Here is a 22830-nt window from a genome sequence, read left to right on the forward strand (position 1 = left end):
CTCTCTCAGGTGAGGGCGATCAGCCCTTGTTGGCGCCGAGGGTCAGTCCGCTGACGAACTGGCGTTGGAGCGCGAAGTAGACGATCAGGGTGGGGATGGCGGTGAGGAGGGCGCCGGCGGCGATGAGGTTGGGGTCGGTGAAGTACTGGCCGGAGAGGTTGTTCAGGGCGGAGGTGATGGGCATGTTCTCGCCGGTGGAGATCAGCACGATGGCCCAGAAGAAGTCGTTGTAGATCCAGATGGACAGCAGGGTGGCCAGGGCGGCCATGGCGGGTTTGCACAGGGGCAGGACGATCTGCCAGTACATGCGCCATACCGAGGCGCCGTCGACGAGGGCGGCTTCGGTGAGTTCGTGGGGGAGCATGCGCATGTAGTTGGACAGGACGAAGGCGCAGAACCCGGACTGGAAGGCGACGTGGATGAGGACCAGGCCGAGGGCGGAGTCGTAGAGCTTGCCGCTCATGGTGATGCCGGGCAGATCGATGAGCAGGTACATGCGGTACAGCGGGGTGATGATGACCTGTTGGGGCAGCAGGTTGCCGGCGGTGAAGACCAGCAGCAGGAAGAGGTTGAGGCGGAAGTCGAAGCGGGAGACGTAGAAGGCGACCATGGAGGAGGCCAGCAGGGTCAGCAGCACGGCGGGGATCGCGATGAGCAGGGTGTTGCCGAAGTAGTGCAGCATGTCGGACTGCTGGAAGGCGTTGGTGAAGTTGTCCCAGCTCAGTGTGTCCGGCCAGGACACGTAGCCCTTGGTGCTGGTCTCGGAGTAGGGGCGCAGGGCGGCGAAGACCGCCCACAGCAGGGGGGCGAGCCAGGCCAGCGCGGTGATGACGAGGAAGGTGTGCAGCAGGATGCGGGCCGGGCGCAGGGGGGTGCGCTGCTTGGCCGGCGCGGTCAGGGTGCTCATGCGCGCCGCTCCTTGCGGAAGGTCGCGATCAGGTAGGGGATGATCACGACGAGGGAGATCAGCAGCAGGACGACGGCGATAGCGGAGCCGTAGCCGATCCGGCTGGACTCGCCGATGATGTTGTTGGTGATCAGGATGGACAGCAGTTCGGTGCCCTGGGCGCCCTTGTTGAAGACGAAGACCAGGTCGAAGGCGCGCAGGGCCTCGATGATGGTGACGACCAGGACGACGGTGTTGGTGGGGCGCAGGGTGGGGAAGATGACGTTCTTGAAGGTCTGCCACTCGTTGGCGCCGTCCAGGGAGGACGCCTCCCGCAGGGAGGGGTCCACGCCCTTCAGCCCGGCGAGGTAGAGGATCATCATGTAGCCGGTGTGGCGCCAGGACGCGGCGATCAGTACGGCCCACAGGTTCAGGTCGGGGTCGCCGATCCAGTCGATGTAGTGGCCGGGCTTGTTGGCGCCGATGAGGCTGTTGATCAGGCCGGTGTCGGGGTTGTAGACGAGCTGCCACACGAAGCCGGTGACCGCGAGGGAGACCACGACCGGCAGGAAGAACGCGGTCTGGTAGATGCGGGAGAAACGGATCTTCTTGTCCAGCTGCACCGCCAAAAACAGGCCCAGCGGGGTGGGGATGCAGATGAGCACCACGAACCAGATGATGTTGTGCTCGAGGGCGGGCCAGAACTGCGGGTTGTCGGTGAACAGCTGACGGAAGTTGTCCAGCCCCACCCACCGGATGGAGTCGAAGCCGATCCCGTCCCAGCTGGTGAAGGCCAGCGCGATCGAGGCCAGCGCGGTCACCCACACCAGCGCCACATGCAAGACGGTGGGCACCCCCGCCATGAAGGCGAGCGTGATCCGGTCCCGGCGGGTCAGCAGACGGCGGTGCCCGCGGGGCACCTTGCGGGGGGCAGCGCCCGCAGGCGGCACGGCGGCCGCCTGCGGGTTCTCGGTGGTGATGTCGGTAGTCATGGGCCGCTCAGCTCAGGAGGACGCGAAGATCGTCTTCTTCTGGCGTTCGATCGAGGACAGCACACCGTCCACGCCCTTGGGGTTCTGCAGGAACTTCTGCAACGAGGGCTGCATCACCGTGGAGGTGAAGTCCGGCCGCGAGTCCCGGTCCATGAACTGCGTCAGGCTCTTGGCCCCCGTGATCATCTCGTACGCCTTCTTCTGCAACGGCGTGTACGAGGAGGTGTCGGCCTTGTTGGAAGCGGCCACCACACTCGTGTCGGACTTGAGGTAGATCTGCTCCGCCTCCGCCGTGCCCAAGAACTCCAGCAGCTTGGTGACACCCGCCTTGTTCTTGGGCGCCTTGCTCACCATGAACCCGTCGGCCGGCGCCTCCACCGTGTCCTGCCCGAACGCCGCATTGATCTCCGGGAAAGCGAAGAAGTCCAGATCGTCCAGGTCCGCCTTGTTGCTGAACTGCTGCGCCACGAACGTGCCCAGCACATACATGCCGGCCTTCTTCGCCACCAGCGTCTGGGCCGCGTCCTGCCAGGTACGGCCCATGAAACCGTCCTGGTGGTAAGGCAGCAGCTCCGCCCAGTGATCGAAGACGTTCTTGACCTTCGCATCCGTCCACGACGCCTTGCCCGCCATCAGCTCCACATGGAAGTCGTAGCCGTTGATACGGAAGTTGAGCTGGTCGAAGGTGCCCATCGCCGGCCAGGCGTCCTTGTCCCCGAACGCGATCGGCACCAGCTTGTCCTTCTTCATCTGCTTGCACAACGCCACCAGCTGATCCCAGGTGGCGGGCACCTCATAGCCGTACTGCGCAAAGACGCTCTTGCGGTAGAACACCGCCCACGGATACGTCACCAGCGGCACGAAGTAGTACTTGCCGTCCGCCCCCTTGGACAGCTTCTTCATCGCGTCCGGGAAGTTCCCGCCGATCTTCTCCCACACCTCGTCGATCGGAGAGGCCAGCCCCTTCTGAGCGAAGAACTGCATCCGGTACCCGGCGAACCAGTTGAACACATCGTCCGGCGTGCCCTGCAGATACGAGTTGATCTGCTCCTGGAACGTGTTGTGGTCCTTCGTGTTGACCTTGACCGTGATCCCCGACTGCTTCGTGAACGCCGTGTAGATCTCCCCGTACGCCTTCTTCGGCACCGCATCCGACTGGTTCGACCCCAACGAGACCGTCTTCGGGTCCGACGAACCACCACTGCCGCCACACGCACTCAACAGGGGTATCCCGGCACCCAGCAGAGCAGCACCACCCACCCCCTTGAGCACACCACGACGACTGGGCGAGGGGAGGGAGGACGAGAGGTCACGCATGGACGGCTCCTGAAGGCAGGGTTCAGTCATGGAGGGATTCGGAGACCAGTCGTAATCGACCAGAAACCAACTTGACCGAACACGGTGGCGCAATGACAGCGGTATGTCAGGTCATGCGTCAATAGCTATCGACCCGATTTGTCGAAACGTGACCGACATCCCTGCCTACCGGTGACCCAGGAGCCTCGTCGGCGACCGGTTCAGTTGTAGGCGGCGAAGGCCTTCGAGAAGGCGAACGCGCCCTGGACGACCGAGCTGCAGGTCGCGTCCGCGGAGGGCTGCGCACCGCCGGGGCACTGCTTGTCCCGGGTCGCGGACCACATCGACAGCGGGCCCAGCCCCTTCGCCTTGGCGAACGCGACCAGCTGGGTCGCGTCCTCGACCTTGAAGATCTCCGACGCCACGTCGTTGACACCGATCATCGGCGTGACGCCGACGGCCTTCCAGGCGGCGCTGTCGGACAGCCCGAGGACGCTCTTGACCTGCGCCTGGGTGGCGGTGGCGGCCTGCTCGGCGTACGTGCCCATGTCGCCGCTGTACGAGGCACCGTAATCCATCGCCATGATGTTGACGGTGTCGATGCCCACACCGTTGGACTTGGCGTTCGCGAGCAGGTTCACACCGTCCTGGGTGAGGCCCTCGGGCATCACGGGGAGGGTGAACGAGACGTCCAGGCCCGGGTGATTCTGTTGGATCTTGGCGATCGCCTGGGCGCGGCGGGTGTTCGCGGCCGTGTTCGGCAGCGCCCCGCCCTCCACGTCGAAGTCGACCTTGGTCAGGCCGTAGGCGTCCACGACCTTCCCGTACGCCGCCGCCAGCGCGTCCGCCGAGGAGCAGGTGGTGGCCAGCTCGGAGCCGGAGGCGCCGCCGAAGGAGACCCGGACGTCACCGCCCTTCGCCCGCAGCGCACCGATCTGCGCGGCCACGGCGTCGTTCGCGAGGTCGCTCACCCCGCCCCACTTGGGGGTGCAGCCGCCGCCGTCGGTGACGAAGGCGAGGTTGTAGTTCTTCACTCCGGTCGCGTCGGCGGCGGCCAGGAGGTCGAAGGCGGGGTAGAGCGAGGTGTCGACGTAGGGGGCGAAGCCGGCGGTGGCGTTGCCGGTGCCCGTGCCCGTGCCCGTGCCCGTGCTCTGCGAGGGCGAGGCCGTGGGGGTCGCGGTGGCGGTCGGTGTCGGTGTCGGTGTCGTCGTGGATGTGGGCGTGGCCGTGGGTGTGGCGGACTGGGTCGGGCGGCCGGTGGGCTGCGGGGTCGCGGTGTCGTCGGCGGAGCACTTGGCGCCGTCGACGAGACAACCGGTCGGATCCGCCGTGCCGTTGACCACGAAGCCGACGGTGACCGACTCGCCGGGCGCCAGCCCGTCGGTGTCCCACTTCGCCGAGGTCACGGTCACGTGCCGGCCGCTCACCGAGGACTCGGCGTTCCACAGCGAGCTCAGTCGCGACCCCGAGGGCAGGTCGAACTCCAGCTTCCAGTCCCGGTCCGCCGACCCGCTGTTGTTGGTCACGACGTACTGGGCGGTGTATCCCGTCGACCAGTCACTGGTCTTCGTGTACGCGGCGCCGATCCCGGCCGCCTGGGCGGTGCCGGAGACGAGGACCGCGCCACCTCCGGCCACGGCCGCGGCGACGACCCCGCCGATCACCTTGCTCCTGTTGCTCACCTTGCGCCGATGCATGCTCATGCCGCGGCACGCTAGCGATCCCGAATCGGGCAAAAAGCCTGATCAGGGCGGGCGTTGAGGATCTTAGGGCGCGCTTAAGGAAGGGATCGGGGTCGGTTAAAGGTCGAGACCAGTCTGCCCGTCCGGCGTCTGCGCACCCGGTGCCCCCGGCGCACCGGTTCCCGCCCGTCCAGCTGGATCCAGATGCGCACCTCGGTGCCGCCCAGCACCGACGACCCGATCCGTACGTCCCCTCCCGTCGCCTCGGCGAGCCGCCGCACGATGTCGAGCCCGAGCCCGGTCGACCCGGTGCTGCCGGACCCCCGTCCGCGTGCCATGGCGGCCTCGGGGTCGCGGATGCCGGGGCCGGCGTCGGAGACGAGCACGATCACCGCGTCCTCGCCGTTGTGCACGTCGACCGCGAAGGCCGTGCCCTCCGGGGTGTGCCGGAAGACATTGCCGAGCAGGGCGTCGAGGGCGGCGGCGAGGTCCGCCCTGGCCACGGGTATGCGCACCGGCCGGTCGGCCCCGGCCACGCGCCACTTGCGGCCCTCGTCCTCGGCGAGCGCCGACCAGAACCCCATCCGCTCCCGGACCACCTCGGCCGCGTCGCACCCGGCGCCGGGCCCGGCGGCCGCGGTCTGCGGCTTGGCCTCCCGGGCGGTGCGGATGATGGTGTCGACCTCGCGCTCCAGCTGGGCGACCGCCGCCCGGGTCTGCTCGGCGGCCGGACCGTCCCCGAGCGAGGCCGCGTTGAGCCGCAGCACGGTCAGCGGGGTGCGCAGCCGGTGGGACAGGTCCGCGGCCAGCTCCCGTTCGTTCGCCAGCAGTTGGACCACCTGGTCGGCCATGGAGTTGAACGCGACGGCCGCCAGCCTGAGTTCGGTCGGCCCCTCCTCCGGCACCCGCGCGCCCAGCTTCCCCTCTCCCAGTTCGTGGGCACCCTCGACGAGCTTCTGCGCGGGCTGCACCATCCGCACGCCGAGCCGGTCGGCGACCGCGACCGAGCCGACGACGAGCGCGATGCCGACGCCGGCGAGGACCGCCCAGGCGGTGGCGACGCCGTTGCTGACCTCGGACTCGGGGACGTACACCTCGACGACGGCGATCTGCCCGGAGCTGAGCGCGACCGGCTGGAGCAGGGTGGAGCCGCCGGGCACCTCGGTGGTGGAGGCACGGCCCAGTCTGCGCACGGTCGCGATGTCGTCGGCGGCGGCCCGGGGGCGTCCGATGTCCACGGCCCGCTGGCCCCCGGCCGCCGGTATGTGGACGGCCATCCCGGAGTCCGAGCCCGCGGAGGCGACGACCCGCTCCAGCTGGTCCCGGTCGGTGGTGATGGACAGGGCCGGGGCGACGGCGGCCGCCTCCCGCTCGGCGTTGGAGAACGCGCGGTCCCGGGCCATCTCCTTGATGACGAGACCGAGCGGGATGGCGAAGGCGACCACGACCATGGTGGTGACCGCCAGGCAGACCTTGACGAGAGCCCATCTCACAGCGGCAGCCCCCCACCGGGTGGTTCCAGCTTCACGCCTACGCCCCGCAGGGTGTGCAGATAGCGGGGCTGGGCGGCGGTCTCGCCCAACTTGCGCCTGAGCCAGGACAGATGGACGTCGATCGTCTGGTCGTCGCCGTAGGACTGCTGCCAGACCTCCGCGAGGAGCTCCTTGCGGGGTACGACCACTCCTGGGCGGGCGGCCAGGAAGGCGAGCAGGTCGAACTCGCGCCGGGTGAGGTCGAGTCGGACACCGTCCAGTTCGGCCTGGCGGCGCAGCGGGTCGACGCTCAGGCCGCCGACGCGCAGCACGGTCCCGGGCGGCGCGTCACCGCCCGCGGCCCGGGACCGTCGTAGGACGGCGGCCATCCGGGCGGAGAGGTGTTCGACCGAGAAGGGCTTGGTGAGGTAGTCGTCCGCCCCGGCGTTCAACAGGCGGACGATCTCCGTCTCCTCGTCGCGCGCGGTGGCGATGATGACCGGGACGTCGGTGATCCCGCGCAGCATCTTCAGGGCCTCGGACCCGTCGAGATCGGGCAGACCGAGGTCCAGGATCACCACGTCGAAACGGAAATGGGCGACCTCGCGCAGCGCCTCCAGTGCCGTCCCGACGCTGCGCACGGTGTGTGCGGCGTCGGTCAGGTGCCGGATGAGCGCCGAGCGCACGAACTGGTCGTCCTCGACCACGAGCACACTTGCCATGCGCCGCACCGTACGCGATTCGGGCGAGCACGGTCGGGGCCTGTGGACAACTCAGTCCGGGTGCGGCCCGTGGGGCACGTGAGGCAGTATGGCGGGCGATGCGCAGAGGACTCGTACACGTACTGGCCTGGCTGCTCGCCACGGGCGCGGCGGTCACGCTGTCGTGGTGGGGTGTTCACACGGTCATGGCGGGCACGGCCTACGACCCGCCGCGCGCCCTGCCCATCACGGCGGCCGAGGCGACCACGCAGGAGTCGAAGCCGCTGGCGTCCCCGACGCCGACGCCCAGCGGGCGGACGACCCCGTCGAAGAGCCCCGCACCGACGCCGAGGGCCACGACCGCGCAACCTGCCCCGTCCTCGAAGAGCCCCTCCCCCACCGCCTCCGGTCGGGTCAGGAGCTACGACACCGACGGTGGCCGCGCGGTCTTCGACCTCGGCGAGAAGTCGGCGACCCTGGTGTCCGCGACGCCGGGCACGGGGTGGTCGATGCAGGTGTGGAAGACGGAGTCGTGGATCCGGGTGGAGTTCTCCTCGGGCGCGGACCGGGTGTCGGTCTTCTGCACCTGGCACGACGGTCCGCCGCGGGTGGAGATCGGCACGTACTGAGTCAGCGGGACCCTCAGCGGAACACCGAGGGCGGTGGCGCCGGTGAGGCGACCGCCTCGGCGTCCGTCACGGGTGCGGCCCCTCCGGTGAAGTCGAGGAGCGCCTTGCCGTGTTCGACGCGGCCGGGGTGCGGGTCGGAGGCGGCCCGGCGGGTCAGTTCGGCGATCGGCAGGGGGGTGTCGGAGGCGACCAGGACGGCGTTGCCGAAGCGTTTGCCGCGCAGCACGGTCGGGTCGGCGACCAGGGCGAGTTCGGGGAAGCGGGCGGCGGCGGTGGCGATCTGCCCGCGGAGGTGGGCGAGCGGCGGTCCGTCGGCGAGGTTGGCGGCGTAGCAGCCGCCCGGCCCGAGCGCCCTGCGGACCTCGTCGAGGAACTCGGTCGAGGTGAGGTGCGCCGGGGTCCTGGCTCCGCTGAACACGTCGGCTATGACGAGGTCGGCCCATCCGTCGGGGACCTTGGCGAGTCCTTCGCGGGCATCGACGGACCGCACCCTTATCCGTGCGGTCGCCTCCAACGGCAGTTTCCGGCGCACCAGTTGCACGAGGGCCGCGTCCCGCTCGACGACCTGCTGGGTGGAGCGGGGGCGGGTGGCGGCGAGGTACCGGGCGAGGGTGAGGGCGCCGCCGCCGAGGTGTACGGCGTGCAGGGGCTTGTTGGGGGGTGCGACCAGGTCGATGACGTGGCCGAGCCGGCGCTGGTACTCGAAGGAGAGGTGTCGCGGGTCGTCGAGGTCCACGTGGGACTGCGGGGCGCCGTCGATGAGCAGCGTCCACGCGTGCGTGCGCTCGCGGTCGGGGATGAGCTCGGCGAGACCGCCCTCCACGGGTTCCACGACGGCTTCGGGAGCCGCGTTGCTTCGGCGAGAGTTCCTGGACTTACCCACTACGCCATTATCTGCGGCGGATGGTCGTCTCGCGTCTGCGGGCCGGTGGGGGTTGATCGCGCGGTTCCCCGCGCCCCTCAACAGGTAGGTGCAGTCACCTGCAGTTGTCTGCGGCCTCGATCAGTCTTGCCGCCTCGCCCAGTGCTGCCCGCAGCACCGCCGGGTCCGTCGCCAGGTCCGCGTCTCCTGGTGGCAGCAGCCAGTCAGAGCCCTCCACCGGCGGCTCGGGAGCCGGCCGTAGCCCCCGGCCGTCCGTCTCCGTGCACGTACTGCCCGGGACGTCCCACGCCGCGGCCGTTCCCGGTGGCACCAGGAAGCCCAGCGTCTGACCGCCGTCGTCGTGCAGCACGGGTCCGACGCCCTCCCCCACCCCCCGCCGCAGGATGTCGACGGCCTCCAGGCCGTGTCGCGTCGGGACCGTCACCACGTCACAGCTGATCTCCATCGCGGCCTCCATCAAGGAACCCTCGTCCGACTCCAACAGTTCCAACGCGCGCCGGCGTCAACGGCTACGGCGGAAGTCCGCCGCAAAGGATGGCAGTTCATGGCGGATCGCGGATGAGATATCCGGTTTGTAGCCAAACCCCGCATGGCGGCCCGGACACAGCAGGTACGTTCTTGCCCGCCGGAAACAGGGCGTCACACTGACAAACCAGTCAACTCGCCCCTGCATCCGGCATGGTTCGACGGTTCGCACGAGAGGACCCGGCCATGGCGTCGTCAACGGTGACCTCGTCCCAGCCCCCCACACCACCGCGGCCGAACCTCGCGTTCCGGCGCCTGCGCGGACAGCGCTCGCCGGCCGAGTTCGCCGCGGCGGTGCGACGGGCCGCGCGCGAGATCGGCGAGAGCGTCAGCTGCGACGCGCGCTATGTGGGCCGCGTCGAGGCGGGCGAGATCCGCTGCCCCAACTACGCGTACGAACGGGTGTTCCTGCACATGTTCCCCGGGCGCACGCTCACCGACCTGGGCTTCGCCTCCCGCGCGTCCGTACGCGGACGCCGGCCCCGCACCCCGGGTGAGACACCGGGGACGTGCGAGCCGTATGACACGCAAGACACGCAGGACCCTGACGAGACGTACGACAACTACGAGGAGAGCGACGTGCTGCGTCGCGCATTCATGACCGGCGGGGGCGCCACCGTCGCCGCCGCCTCACTGGGCCCCATCGGGCTCGCCCTGGACGCCACGGCCGCCGGACGTCCGGTCCGCCGTGCGGGGACGGGCGAGGCGGGTGCCCTGGAAGAGGCCGTGCGCAGGATCCGGTTGCTCGACGACCGGCACGGAGCGGACGGCCTGTACCAGCGCGCGGCGGCTCCACTGCGCGCCGCCTACGCGCTCCTGGACGCCGGCGCGACCCGGCAGACGACCGTCGACCGGCTGCACTCGGGCGCGGGGGAGCTCGCCATCTCGGTGGGCTGGCTCGCACACGACTCCGGACGGTTCGACGACGCCCGCTCGCACTACGCGGAGGCGCTCGCGACGGCGCGGGTGACCGGTGACGACGCCCTGGAGGCGCACGCGTTCTGCAACACCGCCTTCCTCGCGCGCGACGCGGGACGGCCACGGGAGGCGGTGCGGGCGGCGCAGGCCGCGCAGCGGGTCGCCCGGCCCCTGGGATCGCCCCGGCTCATGTCGCTGCTCGCGCTGCGCGAGGCGGGCGGCTGGGCGGGGCTCGCCGACCGCACCGGATGCGAACAGGCCCTGGCCCGCGCGCAGGCCTACTTCGAGCGAGGCCTCTCGGACGCCGACCCCGAGTGGATGAGCTTCTACGGTGAGGCCGAGCTGGAGGGCCTGGAGGCGCAGTGCTGGTCCACGCTGGGCGACTGGCGCCGGGCCGCCCGGCACGCCCGCCGGGCGGCGGCCCTGCAGGACCCGCACTTCACCCGCAACATCGCGCTGTACACGGCCGAACTCGCCGACGACCTGGCCCGCGGCGGCCACCCCGACGAGGGTGCGGCGGCGGGACTGCGGGTGCTGGAGCTGCTGGGCGAGGTCCAGTCGTCGCGCGTCCAGACGATGCTGGCGGCGACGGCGAGGGTGCTGCTGCCGCATCGGAGGGCGTCGGGGGTGTCGGCGTTCCTGGAACGCCATGCGTCGATGCCGCGGACTGCGTGAGGGGTCGTTCTTCGGCTGCGGGCCGGTGGGGCCGGGTCGCGCAGTTCCCCGCGCCCCTGTGTGGATGCAGGCACGGCTTGCCGAGCTGCACCCACCGTCTTTGGGGGCGCGGGGAACTGCGCGACCAGCCCCCACTCAGCCGCACCCGCCTACGACCCCAGATGCCCCAAGTCGTTCCAGCTCTCGATCGCCGGCTCCCCGTAGGCCCAGCCCAGCACCGAAAGGGACGTCGGGTTGAGCCGTATCCGTGCCGCGAAGTCAACCGGCAGTCCCAGCCACCGCGCCCCGATGGACCGCAGGATGTGCCCGTGGGCGAAGATCAGCACATCCCGGTCCGCGGCCCGCGCCCACGCGACGACCTCGTCCGCGCGGGACGTGATCTCCGTGAGCGACTCCCCCTCGGGGACGCCGTCCCGCCAGATGAGCCAGCCGGGCCGCACCGCCTGGATCTCGTCCGGGGTCATGCCCTCGTACGCGCCGTAGTCCCACTCCATGAGCGTGTCCCACGTGGCCGCCCGCTCCCCGAACCCGGCGAGTTCGCAGGTCTCACGCGCGCGTGTCAGCGGGCTCGTGCGGATCTCCACTCCGTCGAGGCCGTCGTACGGGGCCCGGTGCAGGCGCTCGCCGAGCAGCTTGGCGCCCCGCCGGCCCTCCTCCAGAAGCGGTACGTCGGTCCTGCCGGTGTGCTTGCCGGACAGCGACCACTCGGTCTGTCCGTGCCGGGCCAGCAGGATGCGCGGTGCCATGGAGAAACCTTTCCGGGGAAAAGCGGAGGCAGAACCCCTCCATCATCGCGCACCCTGAGGGCGGGCAACCCGCCGGGCGATCGAAGCGTCTTTGAGGGCCGGGGGCGCCGCTCGGGGGTACTCCACGAGGGCCCGCACATACGCCGTAAAGTGGCACGACCGGACGACGACCGCCGGACGCCGCGCGAAACGAAGGGGGACAGGATCGGATGCCGCTGACCGAGACACCAGGCACCGAGGCAGTCCCGCTGACGCGGCTGCGCTGGTGGACCGAGCTGCCTCTGATCCTGCTGGTGTACGCCTGCTACAGCGCCGGCCGGCTCCTCGCCAGGGGTGATGTCACGGCCGCCGTCGACCACGGCCTGGCGATTCTCAAGGTCGAGAAGGCCCTGTACCTCAACGCCGAGCACCCGCTCAACCGGCTCTTCACCGACCAGGCGTGGATCGGCGTACCGGCCGACTTCTGGTACGCCTCGCTGCACTACCTGGTCACACCGGCCGTGCTGGTCTGGCTCTTCCGCTCCCGCGCCCTGCACTACCGCGCGGCCCGCACCTGGCTGATGACGTCCACCTTCATGGGCCTGATCGGCTTCACCCTGCTGCCGACCTGCCCGCCCCGTCTCCTCTCGGCGAGCCACGGCTTCGTCGACACCATGGCCCAGTACAGCTCGTACGGCTGGTGGGGCGGCGAGGCCAGCGCGCCTCGGGGCATGGGCGGCATGACGAACCAGTACGCGGCCATGCCGAGCCTGCATGTCGGCTGGGCGCTGTGGTGCGGTGTGGTGCTGTGGCGCTACGGCAGCACGCGTACGACGAAGGTCGCGGCCGTCGCCTACCCGCTGATCACCACCATCGTGGTCATGGGCACCGCGAACCACTACTTCCTGGACGCGGTCGCGGGCGCGGCGGTGATGGGCCTCGGCTTCCTGCTCGCCCCGTACGTCAGCCGGACCGCGGCGCGGGCCACGGCGGGTGTCCGCGCCCGGATAGCCGCCGTTTCCGCCGCCTCTCGGGACACAGAGCCCTCAATTGTCAGTGGCGGATGCCAGACTTCCGCGGGTGAGCACATTCCACGGCAGCGCGAGTCACGCTTCCCGGGCGGAGCCGAGCCCGGTGCCGCTCCCACGGACGCGGGGGACGGCGCTCCGGCAGCGGCTCGCTGAGCTGCGCGGTCCCGAGGTACCGGCCAAGGCACTGGACGCGCGCGCCCTGGCGGCCCTCGCGGCGAACCCGGGGTGCGAGCGGCGCGCGATCCTCGACGGCGCCGGGGTGAACAAGACGGCGCTGGCGAGCGCGCTGGGTTCGCCGGCGGCCTTCGGGCAGTCGCAGTTCGCCCTGACCCGGGGCAACGCCTTCGAGGCCAAGGTCAAGGCGGACGGCGGCGCGGAGCTGCTGCGGCTGGTGCACGAGCGGCTGGACCGCGGCGCCGAGCCGCCCGCCGAGGCCCGCGTCCCCGACCTCACCGCGATCGGCCCCGAGGGCCGTACCGCGCGCACGGCACTCGCCCTGCGTGAGGCCACCGGGGCGCAGGGGTGGACGCTGCTCGACCACCCGATGCTCGCGCTCGACGTGGCCGGTTCCCCCGCCTTCCTCGAACCGGACGCGGTGGTCGTCCACCCGGACGGCAGCTGGACGGTCGTGGAGATCAAGTCCTTCCCGATGCTGGACGGTTCGGCGGACCCGTCGAAGGTGGGCGCGGCCGCCCGCCAGGCGGCGGTGTACGTCCTCGCGCTGGAGGAGGTCGCCGCCCGCCTGGACCCGGTGCCGAAGGTCCGCCACCGGGTCCTGCTGGTCTGCCCCAAGGACTTCTCCAACCTGCCCACCGCCTCGGCCGTCGACATCCGCAAGCAGCGCGCGGTCACCGCCCGCCAGCTGGCCCGGCTCACCCGCATCCAGGACATCGCCGACACCCTGCCTGACGGCGTCTGCTTCGACCCCGGCCTGCCCGCCGGTGAACTGACCGCCGCGGTCGAGTCGGTGCCGGCGACCTACGCCCCCGAGTGCCTGTCCGCGTGCGAACTGGCCTTCCACTGCCGGGACCGCTCCCGCGCGGCCGGCGCGGTGACCTCCCTGGGCCGCCCGGTGCGCGCGGAGCTGGGCGGGCTGACGACGGTCGAGGAGGTCCTGGCGGCGGCCCGCGGCGAGGCCGGCGATCCGGACGACCCGGCCGTGGCGGCGCTGAGGAGGGCCGCGCGGCTGCGTGCCGAGGCGCTGGAGGGCTTCGGGCCGACGGCCGCGGCGGGAGCGTCGGCGGGAGGCGCCGCGTGGTGAGGACGATTCCACGTCCGGGCTTCCCGGCACCGCCCCACCCCGCCACGCCCCCTTTCAGCCACGCCCCGGCCCCGCGCCCCCAGGAGGACCCGTGTCACTGATCACGACGCTGGCCCGGCTGGAAGCCGTGAGCACCGGCCGCGCCCAGCCCGCCGCGACCGTCCGCCATCGGCACCTCTCCGAGCAGCCCCTCGTCCTCGTCCCGCTCACCACCGCGGGCGAGGCCGGCGCCCCGCTCGGCGCGCTCGTCGGGACCGACCGCGACGCCCCGCACCTCCTGGTCGTACCGCAGCCCCGGGACCGTGACCTCAGGTTCGCGTTCCTGGCCGAACTCGCGGACATCGTGCTGCCGTACGTCGACGGGTTCGCCGAGTCGGTGGAGGCAGCCGAGCGCACCGAGACCGATCCGGAGACCGGCAAGCGCGTCAAGGTCGAGGTCGAGCTGTGCGCGGACGCCCCGCAGCTGATCCTGCCGAGCCGCGCGGGCATCGACTTCGTACGGCTGCTCGGGCGCTCCATGCGTTTTCGGCGTACGGCGGAGCAGGACCCGGAGACGCCGTACCCGGCCCCGCCCCGGGTGCCGTTGCTGGGCCGGTGGCTGACCCACTTCGGGGAGCGGGCCCGGGTGCCGGGCTCCTCGCTGCTGCTGGCGATGACGGACGTGCTGGCCCGGCACTGGTCCACCGGCCAGTCCACGCTGGAGGACCAGCACCTGGGCGCGCTGCTCGCGTGGATCGACCCGCCCGAGGGCCGCTCGGGTGCCGAGGCCGCCCTGGAGGCCGAGCTCGCCCGGGACGACCGCGGCCAGCTCCTGCATCCGCCGGCCGGCCCCGCCACCGACCCGGCGTTCGACAACAAGCTGCTCGCTCCGGCCTTCGAGCGCTACGACCGCGCGCGTACCGCCCTCGCCGCCGCCGAGGACGGACTGGAGGCAGACGACCGGCTCGGTGCGCTCAGCGCCGCCGAGCGGGAGATCCGCGCGCTCGTCGCGAGCCGTACCCGCCCCACCTGGGACGCGGTGTGGCGGGGCGTGGACCTGTTGCGGGCGCTGCCCGAGGGGGCGCATGTCGAGGAGCGGTGGACGCGCGACCGCTGGTCGTTCACCGGTCACCGCGACCGGGTCGTGGCGGGCGAACCCCCGCAGCCGCGCCGCGACGACGCGGTCACCGCCGCCAACAAGCTCGCCGCGCGCGAGCGCGAACAGGCTCGCCTGGAGGCGCAGGAGGCACTCGACGACCCGCTGGTGATGGCGGGGCGGCGGCTGGCCGGGGAGGCGTTCGCCGGGGAGGTCACGGACGTCGTGATGACGTACAGCGAGGGCAAGCGGCCCAGTCCCCGGCCGCTGGTGACCGTACGGACCGACGACCGGCCGCATCTGGGCGAGCGGGCCAAGGTGTACCGCTCGCTCGGTGGCAAGCCGCAGTCCGCCGAGTTCGTGGGCTCCGAGGAGGAGGGGGCGCTGATCGTCCTCAAGATCCTGGACAAGATGGGCCGCGGCAAGGAGCCGGAGGCCGGATCGGTGCCCGAGAAGGGCGACCGGGTGTGCTTCACGCTCTTCGAGCACGAGCAGCGCGGCGGCGCGAAGCTGCCCGACCCGGAGAACACGCCGTGGACGCACGGCGGGCCGCCCGGTGAGGCCGTGCCGGAGAGCGCCGATCCCCTGACCCCGGAGGACGTCCTGTGACCACCCAGGCCAGGAGCCCCCGGGCCTTCGATCCCGGTGCCGAGGCCGGACGGGCCACCGACGCGATCCTCCACGACACCCTGCACGGCACCCACCGCGGTGTGGTCGTGGACTCCCCGCCCGGCGCGGGCAAGTCCACCCTGGTCGTCCGCGCGGCACTCGAACTGGCCGACGCGGGGCGCCCGCTGATGGTGGTGGCCCAGACGAACGCGCAGGTGGACGACCTGGTCCTCAGGCTCGCCGAGAAGAATCCCGAACTGCCGGTCGGGCGACTGCACAGCAGTGACGCCGACCCGTACGACAAGGCGCTGGACGAGCTGCCCCAGGTCCGCAAGTCGGCGAAGGCGGGAGAGCTGACCGGGCTGCCGGTCGTGATCTCCACGGCCGCCAAATGGGGACATGTGAAGGTCGACGAGCCGTGGCCGCACGCGATCGTGGACGAGGCGTACCAGATGCGCTCGGACTCGCTGCTGGCCGTGGCGGGGCTGTTCGAGCGGGCGCTGTTCGTGGGCGACCCGGGGCAGTTGGACCCGTTCGCGATCGTGGGCAGCGAGCAGTGGGCCGGGCTGTCGTACGACCCCTCGGCCTCGGCGGTGACGACCTTGCTGGCCCACAATCCCGAGCTGCCCCAGCACCGCCTGCCGGTGTCCTGGCGGCTGCCCGCCTCGGCCGCGCCCCTGGTCTCGGACGCCTTCTACCCGTACACGCCCTTCCGCAGCGGCACGGACCACGGCGACCGTCGCCTCACCTTCGGCGTCCCCCCGGACGGCTCGGGCCCCGACCGGGTGATCGACGCGGCGGCGGAGTCCGGCTGGGGCCTGCTGGAGCTGCCCCCGCGGCACACGCCGCGCACGGACCCGGAGGCGGTACGGGCGGTCGCGACCGTCGTACGGCGGCTGCTGGACCGGTGGCGGGGCGGCCACGTCGGAGCGCTCACCGGAGCCCGCGCCGCTGACGGCGGACCGCGTCGCCGTGGGCACGGCGCACCGGGACCAGGCGGCGGCGGTCCGCGCGGCGCTGAGCGACCTCGGCGTCACGGACGTCACCGTCGACACGGCCAACCGTCTCCAGGGCCGCGAGTACGACGTCACGGTCGTCCTCCACCCGCTCTCCGGCCGCCCCGACGCCACCGCCTTCCACCTGGAGACGGGCCGCCTGTGCGTCCTGACCTCCCGCCACCGCCACGCCTGCATCGTGGTGTGCCGGGCGGGCGTGAGCGACCTGCTGGACGACTACCCGTCCACGGAACCGGTCCAGCTGGGAACGCTGGTGAAGTTCCCGGACGGCTGGGAGGCGAACCACGCGGTACTCGCACGGCTGGCGGAACACCGGGTGCCGTGGCGGCCGTGACCGGTCCTGCCGACACGCGCCGGACGGAGTCCGGCCCGCCGCCGGAGGCGGCCGATGAACACAGCCCGGACGGCTGGGAGGCGAACCACGCGGTACTCGCACGGCTGGCGGAACACCGGGTGCCGTGGCGGCCGTGACGGCCTTCACCGCCGCGGGCGCCAGAGCCTCTTGCACGGGCGCGGGACAATGGACGGTGGCCCACCACAGGCGGGTCGACGGTACGGACGACGTACGAGGAGGATGAAGACATGGCGGAGCCCACGCCGCGTCGGAACGAGCCGCGGCTACGCCCCGCGCCCCTGCTGTTCGAGCCCGCACAGGTGGCCGACGACCCGGAGCACTTCTTCGACCTGGAGTCGATCGACGACCCGCGCGCGCTGCTGACCCGGTCCACCGAGCTGGCGCAGGCCTTCCGCGCGGCGGCGGACCGTGCCGTGGAGTTCCAGGCGATGGCGGCGGCCCAGCTGGCCGACCCGCGCCGTTTCGACCGGCTCACGACGGCGGACATCGCCGAGCGTGCCGAGTGGACCGAGGACTACGCGAAGAAGATGGTCGAGTTCGGCCGGGACCTGCTGCGTGGCGCGGAGGGTGGGGCAGGCCACGCCGATCCCGTCTGAGCCGGCTTTGGCATATGCCAGCCGGGCAAGATACCCCTCATCACTCCCTCCTGTCCCGATTTCCCGCAACCCTGAGGAACCGAGCACTCACGCCGGGTAGATGTATCAGGCATGAGCACTCGCGACGAACCCTTCTCCGATCGCTTCGACGTCTGCGGCGTCACCGCGGACGGGGCCGCCTGGCTCGCCTCGGCAGGAACGTATCCGCGCAGCACCCTGTCGTTCTGGGAGGAGCGCCCCGCCGCCCCGGTCGTCCTGCCCTGCGGCACCGCCTTCGACGTGGTCAGCGCCCCCGCGATCTTCGGGCGCCGGATGCTCGACCGGCTGTGGGACGAGGGGCCCGGCTCGGGCCCGGTGGCGACGTTCCGGGGCCGGATGCTGCTCTTCGCGGCGCCGGGCACGGCACAGCGGCTGCCGTCCTTGCTGCACTGGGAGGAGTTCGGCCGCACCGCCGCGATCCCGCCGCTGCTGTGCCACGGCACCGGCGACGCGGTGACCGTCCCGGCCCCGCTCGGCGCCGCGATGTCCGCGTCGGCCTCGCGCTGGCTGGTCGCCCCCGACACCCGTCACCCCTGGCTGCCGGGCCCGGAAATCCTGCTCTGGGCTGCCGTGCGGGCGGCTCGCGCCGCCGTGCGGATTTCGATTTTTCCCCCGGCCGATCAGGATGCTAAGGTCTACGACGTCAGCAGGCGCCGCTAGCTCAGTTGGTTAGAGCAGCTGACTCTTAATCAGCGGGTCCGGGGTTCGAGTCCCTGGCGGCGCACAGACAACGAAGGCCCTCCGTGAAAGCGGAGGGCCTTCGGCGTGGGGCAGGGGGCCAGGGTTGGAATCCCCGGACTACCCCACCGCGATCTCCACATCCCACGCCCCCGTCGCCGTCCTGCCCGTGACCTTCACCTGTACGTCCTCGCCCGGCACCTTGAAGCTCTCGCCCACGTCGACGGGGGCGTCGGCGAGGGGTGGGTAGACGGAGTTCTCCCAGCAGGCCTCGGTGCGGGGGTGGGCGTCGATGACCTGGATGGGGCCGCCGCCGGACGCCGCGCCACTGTGGACGCGGTAGATCAGCACACCCTGCCGGCAGACCGCCTCGTCGTTGCCCAGCGCCTCGCGCGCCTCGAAGGCGAGCGCGCTGTCGGACCCGGTGCGCACAACCGCGAGCTTCGTGCCGCGCCCGAGCGCGAAGACCCCGGCGCCGCCGGGACCGGCACCCACCGGATCCAGCGTCACCCGCACCGGCTCCGGCCCCCGTACGCACACCACCTGCCGCCGCTCCAGCCAGCCCAGCTTCCACTTGTGCCAGGCGAACAGCTCGGGGGCCAGACCGAACTGGCTGCCCATCAGGTCCCAGTCGCCGACGTAGGTGTCCCAGTCGCCCTTGCCGTCCATCGGCCGGTGGTACAGGTCCGGCAGGTCGAAGACGTGCCCGGTCTCGTGGGCCAGCACCAGACGGTCCGGCGGGTGCTTCTCGAAGACCGTCACGACCCGGCGGATGTCCGTACTGTCAGCCCGCAGCGGCACATCCAGGTTGACGACCTTGGTGGCGTCCGAGTCGACGCCGGGCGCGTCCGGGTCGGCGACGAAGTAGACGACGTCGTAGCGCGAGAAGTCGACATGGCCGTCGGCCGCGGCGAGCGCGTCCCGCAGATAGGCGCCCCGGTCCGCGGCACTCCAGTCGCGCTGTATGGCGTAGGACGTCGACGGGCGCGGCATCCTGATCCAGTTCCGCAGCGGGTGCGGGCGCAGCGTGAAGCGGCCGTAGGAGGCGCGTTCGAAGAAGCGGGTGGTGGCCGGGAAGTGGTCGGCGGTCAGCTGGGCCGGGGTGGTCAGCGGCCGGGCGTCGGGGAAGGACAGGAAGACCATCACCGCGTCGAGGGCGCGCGCCGGGCGCGGATAGGCGGTGTTCCAGGTGTCCACGCCCTCCGAGTGGTGCGCCTCGGTGCGTTCCAGGGTGCAGGGCGCCGGGGCGAAGGGTCCGGCCACCGACGGTCCGGTGATGAGGGAGGTGGCGGCGAGGGCCGCCATGGTGGTGAACACGGCGGCGGTGCTGCGCAGTGGGGGGCGCGCGAAAGTGCGCGGAAACGGGCGCGGCAACAGGACCTCCGAGAGCGGTTCACGGGACACCGCACCCAGCCTGTGATGATTTGCGGTACTACGTCCTGTTTATCTGCACCGGACGAGTGAGTTGGCGTGACCTGCCCGACCGGCCGACACCCCCGAATCACTCACGGAACGTCACAACCGGTCCCTGGCCCGAAGAACCCGTCCAGCTGCGGGCAGAAACGATCTGCCAGAAGGGGTTGCCGGTCCCCGAGAGCGGGCAATGGCTGGAAGGGCTTGGGGGCAGCCTCTATGATCGGCACACTTTCCTGCGCGGACAGCGATCGAGTGCACTGCGGGAGCTAGCGGTGAACGGAACGTCCGAAGGGCCGGCGCCCGCGGCAGACCTCGACGGGTCTGCCGTAACAGAGAGTGATATCGCGACACCTTCTCGTACCGACCCCCCGTCGCATCGCGCGGCCTTCGCGGCGGCGCCGCTGGCCATGGCCGTGGTGGACCGCGAGGGCACGGTCGTCGACGCCAACCCCGCCTTCGGCGAGCTGCTCGGCGCCGCGCCGAAGGAGCTGACCGGGATCCCGGCCGCCGACCTGGTGGACCTGGCCTCGGACGCGCGCACCTGGCACTCCTATCGCGAGGTGCTGCGCGGCCGGCAGGCGAAGCTGCGCTGCAAGCGCCGGCTCAAGCATCCCGACGGGCACTCCATGTGGGCGCAGATCACCGTCACACCGCTGGCCGCGGACGCCCAGGGCTCCCCCGGTGTGCTGCTCTCCGTCGCCGACATCACGGCGCGCCGTGAACTCCAGGCCCGCCTGCGGCACTTGCAGATGCACGACCCGGTGACCCGGCTGCCCAACCGCACGCTGTTCTTCGAGCGGCTGACGGCCGCCCTGGAGCCGGAGTCGTACGAGCAGGGCGGCACGGGCCGGATCGGACTGTGCTACCTGGACCTCGACGGGTTCCAGGCCGTCAACGACACCCTCGGCCACCGGGTCGGCGACCGGCTGCTGGCCGCCGTCGCCGAGCGGCTCACCCGCTGCGCGGACGAGGCCGGCCAGGGCCGGGCGACCGCTCCGCTGGTGGCGCGGCTGGGCGGCGACGAGTTCGCGCTGCTCGTCGAGGACTCCACCGGCACCGAGCAGCTCGCCGACCTCGCCGAGTCCCTGCTGAAGGCGATCCAGGCGCCCTTCGACCTCTCCGGCCACCGGATGTCGGTGTCGGCGTCGATCGGGGTCGTCGAACGGCGGGCGCAGGGCACCTCGGCGACCGGGCTGATGCAGGCCGCCGACACCACGCTCTACTGGGCCAAGGCCGACGGCCGGGACCGCTGGACGCTGTTCGACCCGGAGCGCAACGCCCACCGCATGACCCGCCAGGCCCTCGCCTCCACGCTGCGCCCGGCCATCGAGCGCGGCGAGTTCAAGCTGGAGTACCAGCCGCTGGTGGGCATGGAGGACGGTCGGCTGCGCGGGGTCGAGGCGCTGGTGCGCTGGAACCATCCGCAGTTCGGTCTGCTGACGCCGAATCGGTTCATCGCACTGGCCGAGGAGGACGGCTCGATCGTCCCGCTCGGCCGCTGGATCCTCGCCACCGCCTGCCGTCAGGCCCGGCAGTGGCAGCTCGACCACCCCGACGAGCCGCCGATCTTCGTCAGCGTCAATGTGGCGGTCCGTCAGGTCTGGGACTCCGACCTGGTCGCGGACGTGGCGCGGACCCTCGCGGAGACCGGTCTGGCCCCGCACCTGCTCCAGCTCGAACTCACCGAGTCCGCGGTGATGGGCTCGGCGGGCCGCCCGCTCCAGGCCCTCCAGGCGCTGAGCGACATGGGCGTGGGCATCGCGATCGACGACTTCGGCACCGGCTACTCCAACCTCGCCTACCTCAGCCGCCTTCCGGTCTCCGTCCTGAAGCTGGACGGCTCCTTCGTGCGCGGCTTCCAGTACGAGGGCGAGGGGGTCGCCCCGAACCCGGCCGACGAGGTCGTCGTGGAGGCGATGATCCAGCTGGCCCACCGCCTCGGCCTCACCGTCACCGCGGAGTGCGTCGAGACCTCGGCCCAGGCCAGCCGGCTGCGCCGGATCGGCTGCGACACCGGCCAGGGCTGGCTGTACTCGCGGCCGGTGTCGCCGGATCGTATCTCCGGGCTGATGGGCGCCCAGGTCTGACGGGTCAGGCCGTCGGCAACCCGTAGGCGTCCGCGATCAGTTCGTACGAGCGCAGGCGTACGTCACCGCTGTGGGCGTTGCCCGTGAGCATCAGCTCGTCGGCGCCGGTGCGCTTGTGGAGGTCGTCGAGACCGGAGCGGACCTCGTCGGCGGTGCCGTGGACGACGTTGGCGTTCCAGGAGGTGGCGAACTCCTCCTCCATCGGGCTGAACTCGTAGGCCTCCGCCTCCTCGGGGGTGGGGACCAGTCCCGGGCGGCCGGTGCGCAGCCGGATCATGTTGAGCGCGGCGGCGCGGACCTGGCGGCGGGCCTCCTTCTCGTCGTCGGTGGCGAGGGCGGAGACACCGATGAGGGCGTAGGGCTCGTCGAGGACCGCGGAGGGGCGGAAGGACTCGCGGTACAGGTCCAGGGCCGGGATGGTGTTCTGCGCCGAGAAGTGGTGCGCGAAGGCGAAGGGCAGACCGAGGGAGCCGGCCAGCCGGGCGCTGAAGCCGGAGGAGCCGAGCAGCCAGATCGGCGGCCGGTGCGGGGACTGCACGCCACCGGGCGAGGTCGCCTGGATCGGGCCGGGTACCGCGTGGATACGGCGGTAGGGGTGGCCGTCGGGGAAGTCGTCGTCGAGGAAGCGGGTGAGCTCCATGAGCTGCTCGGGGAAGTCGTCGGCACCCTCGTGCAGCCGGTCGGTGCGGCGCAGGGCGGCCGCGGTGGCGCCGTCGGTGCCCGGGGCCCGGCCCAGGCCCAGGTCGACCCGGCCCGGGGCCATCGCCTCCAGCGTGCCGAACTGCTCCGCAATCACCAGCGGGGCGTGGTTGGGGAGCATGACACCGCCCGAGCCGAGCCGGATGCGGGTGGTGTGGGCGGCGAGGTGGGCGAGGATCACCGCGGGCGAGGAGGACGCCACGCCGGGCATGGAGTGGTGTTCGGCGACCCAGTAGCGGTGGAAGCCGCGCGACTCGGCGAGCCGAGCGATGGCGACGCTGGTGCGCAGGGCGTCGGTGGCCGTGCGTCCCGCGCCGACGGTGACCAGGTCCAGTACCGAGAGAGGTACGGGGGCGGTGCCCTGTGCGGTACCTCGGATCTCGTCTTCCGCCACGGTGGGGTCCTCCTGTGTGTGCCGTGCGCTGTCGCTTCCGGGGGTAACAGGGGAATGTCCCCGGTTATTCCCGGGGTCCGGGAGGGGCGGTGCGGGACGGGGCGGAAGGGACGGGACGGAAGGGGCGGATACGGCGCGGACCCGTGGAGCGCCATGTTCCGTATCCCGCAAGGGAGTTCACCGCTTGCGC

Annotated in this window: 19 protein-coding genes, 1 tRNA gene and 1 pseudogene; 10 read left to right on the forward strand and 11 right to left on the reverse strand. The window is 71.6% G+C overall.

Features of this window, described 5'->3' with window-relative positions:
* Positions 1 to 19: 19 nt before the first annotated feature.
* The 6 genes from M2163_RS20640 to M2163_RS20665 all read right to left on the reverse strand — a co-directional run bounded on the left by M2163_RS20640 (position 20) and on the right by M2163_RS20665 (position 7050).
* A complete protein-coding gene (locus M2163_RS20640; RefSeq protein WP_280893605.1) occupies positions 20 to 907 on the reverse strand; it encodes a carbohydrate ABC transporter permease in 888 nt (295 codons plus the stop codon).
* Entirely contained in the window at positions 904 to 1878 is a 975-nt protein-coding gene (locus M2163_RS20645) for a sugar ABC transporter permease (RefSeq protein ID WP_280893604.1), read from the reverse strand. Before M2163_RS20645 ends, M2163_RS20640 begins: the two co-directional genes overlap by 4 nt.
* Before the next feature lie 12 nt (positions 1879 to 1890).
* Positions 1891 to 3195, reverse strand: a complete 1305-nt coding sequence (locus M2163_RS20650; RefSeq protein WP_280851324.1) for an extracellular solute-binding protein — start codon at positions 3193 to 3195, stop codon at positions 1891 to 1893.
* A 200-nt stretch (positions 3196 to 3395) separates the two neighbouring features.
* Positions 3396 to 4877 carry a cellulose binding domain-containing protein gene (locus M2163_RS20655; protein WP_280894680.1) on the reverse strand — a complete coding sequence of 494 codons (1482 nt, stop codon included), beginning with the start codon at positions 4875 to 4877 and terminating at the stop codon, positions 3396 to 3398.
* Positions 4878 to 4951: 74 nt separating this feature from the next.
* Positions 4952 to 6349, reverse strand: coding sequence for a HAMP domain-containing sensor histidine kinase (locus tag M2163_RS20660; protein ID WP_280851322.1), 1398 nt, complete (start codon positions 6347 to 6349; stop codon positions 4952 to 4954).
* The gene (locus M2163_RS20665) at positions 6346 to 7050 is read right to left on the reverse strand and encodes a response regulator transcription factor (RefSeq protein ID WP_280894681.1); all 705 of its coding nucleotides are present in this window, start codon (positions 7048 to 7050) and stop codon (positions 6346 to 6348) included. Before M2163_RS20665 ends, M2163_RS20660 begins: the two co-directional genes overlap by 4 nt.
* A 98-nt stretch (positions 7051 to 7148) precedes the next feature.
* On the opposite strand from M2163_RS20665, the gene M2163_RS20670 reads away from it, so the two are divergent.
* A complete protein-coding gene (locus M2163_RS20670; RefSeq protein ID WP_280894682.1) occupies positions 7149 to 7658 on the forward strand; it encodes a hypothetical protein in 510 nt (169 codons plus the stop codon).
* A gap of 13 nt (positions 7659 to 7671) precedes the next feature.
* Here M2163_RS20670 and M2163_RS20675 read toward each other — a convergent pair whose 3' ends face one another.
* The gene (locus M2163_RS20675; protein ID WP_280851319.1) at positions 7672 to 8541 is read right to left on the reverse strand and encodes a fused MFS/spermidine synthase; all 870 of its coding nucleotides are present in this window, start codon (positions 8539 to 8541) and stop codon (positions 7672 to 7674) included.
* A gap of 94 nt (positions 8542 to 8635) precedes the next feature.
* Positions 8636 to 8986: a hypothetical protein gene (locus M2163_RS20680; protein ID WP_280851318.1), complete on the reverse strand. Its 351-nt coding sequence runs from the start codon at positions 8984 to 8986 to the stop codon at positions 8636 to 8638.
* 266 nt (positions 8987 to 9252) lie between these two features.
* On the opposite strand from M2163_RS20680, the gene M2163_RS20685 reads away from it, so the two are divergent.
* Complete coding sequence (locus M2163_RS20685; protein WP_280851317.1) at positions 9253 to 10659, forward strand: tetratricopeptide repeat protein; 1407 nt, start codon at positions 9253 to 9255, stop codon at positions 10657 to 10659.
* Between the two features lie 149 nt (positions 10660 to 10808).
* Here M2163_RS20685 and M2163_RS20690 read toward each other — a convergent pair whose 3' ends face one another.
* The gene (locus M2163_RS20690) at positions 10809 to 11405 is read right to left on the reverse strand and encodes a histidine phosphatase family protein (protein WP_280851316.1); all 597 of its coding nucleotides are present in this window, start codon (positions 11403 to 11405) and stop codon (positions 10809 to 10811) included.
* A 209-nt stretch (positions 11406 to 11614) separates the two neighbouring features.
* Here M2163_RS20690 and M2163_RS20695 point away from each other — a divergent pair, with 209 nt between their 5' ends.
* The 7 genes and pseudogenes from M2163_RS20695 (at position 11615) to M2163_RS20725 (ending at position 18090) form a co-directional block, all read left to right on the forward strand.
* Positions 11615 to 12568, forward strand: coding sequence for a phosphatase PAP2 family protein (locus M2163_RS20695; protein ID WP_280851315.1), 954 nt, complete (start codon positions 11615 to 11617; stop codon positions 12566 to 12568).
* A complete protein-coding gene (locus tag M2163_RS20700; protein WP_280894683.1) occupies positions 12519 to 13676 on the forward strand; it encodes a hypothetical protein in 1158 nt (385 codons plus the stop codon). Before M2163_RS20695 ends, M2163_RS20700 begins: the two co-directional genes overlap by 50 nt.
* A 91-nt stretch (positions 13677 to 13767) precedes the next feature.
* Positions 13768 to 15360, forward strand: coding sequence for a hypothetical protein (locus M2163_RS20705; RefSeq protein ID WP_280894684.1), 1593 nt, complete (start codon positions 13768 to 13770; stop codon positions 15358 to 15360).
* A pseudogene (locus tag M2163_RS20710) lies at positions 15357 to 16710 on the forward strand (AAA domain-containing protein). The gene M2163_RS20705 and the pseudogene M2163_RS20710 overlap by 4 nt, the downstream one beginning before the upstream one ends.
* Before the next feature lie 248 nt (positions 16711 to 16958).
* A complete protein-coding gene (locus tag M2163_RS20715) occupies positions 16959 to 17327 on the forward strand; it encodes a hypothetical protein (RefSeq protein WP_031053073.1) in 369 nt (122 codons plus the stop codon).
* 111 nt (positions 17328 to 17438) lie between these two features.
* Positions 17439 to 18026 carry a bifunctional DNA primase/polymerase gene (locus M2163_RS20720; protein ID WP_280894685.1) on the forward strand — a complete coding sequence of 196 codons (588 nt, stop codon included), beginning with the start codon at positions 17439 to 17441 and terminating at the stop codon, positions 18024 to 18026.
* Positions 18017 to 18090, forward strand: a tRNA-Lys gene (locus M2163_RS20725). The genes M2163_RS20720 and M2163_RS20725 overlap by 10 nt, the downstream gene beginning before the upstream one ends.
* A 74-nt stretch (positions 18091 to 18164) precedes the next feature.
* Here the strand turns inward: M2163_RS20725 and M2163_RS20730 are convergent.
* The gene (locus M2163_RS20730) at positions 18165 to 19418 is read right to left on the reverse strand and encodes a M6 family metalloprotease domain-containing protein (protein WP_280897288.1); all 1254 of its coding nucleotides are present in this window, start codon (positions 19416 to 19418) and stop codon (positions 18165 to 18167) included.
* A 314-nt stretch (positions 19419 to 19732) separates the two neighbouring features.
* Between M2163_RS20730 and M2163_RS20735 the strand changes: the two genes are divergently transcribed.
* Positions 19733 to 21547, forward strand: a complete 1815-nt coding sequence (locus M2163_RS20735; protein ID WP_280894686.1) for an EAL domain-containing protein — start codon at positions 19733 to 19735, stop codon at positions 21545 to 21547.
* A 4-nt stretch (positions 21548 to 21551) separates the two neighbouring features.
* Here the strand turns inward: M2163_RS20735 and M2163_RS20740 are convergent, their stop codons facing one another.
* Complete coding sequence (locus tag M2163_RS20740) at positions 21552 to 22640, reverse strand: LLM class flavin-dependent oxidoreductase (protein WP_280851308.1); 1089 nt, start codon at positions 22638 to 22640, stop codon at positions 21552 to 21554.
* Between the last annotated feature and the right edge of the window lie 190 nt (positions 22641 to 22830).

The organism is Streptomyces sp. SAI-135 (assembly GCF_029893805.1).
Taxonomy (GTDB): Bacteria; Actinomycetota; Actinomycetes; order Streptomycetales; family Streptomycetaceae; genus Streptomyces.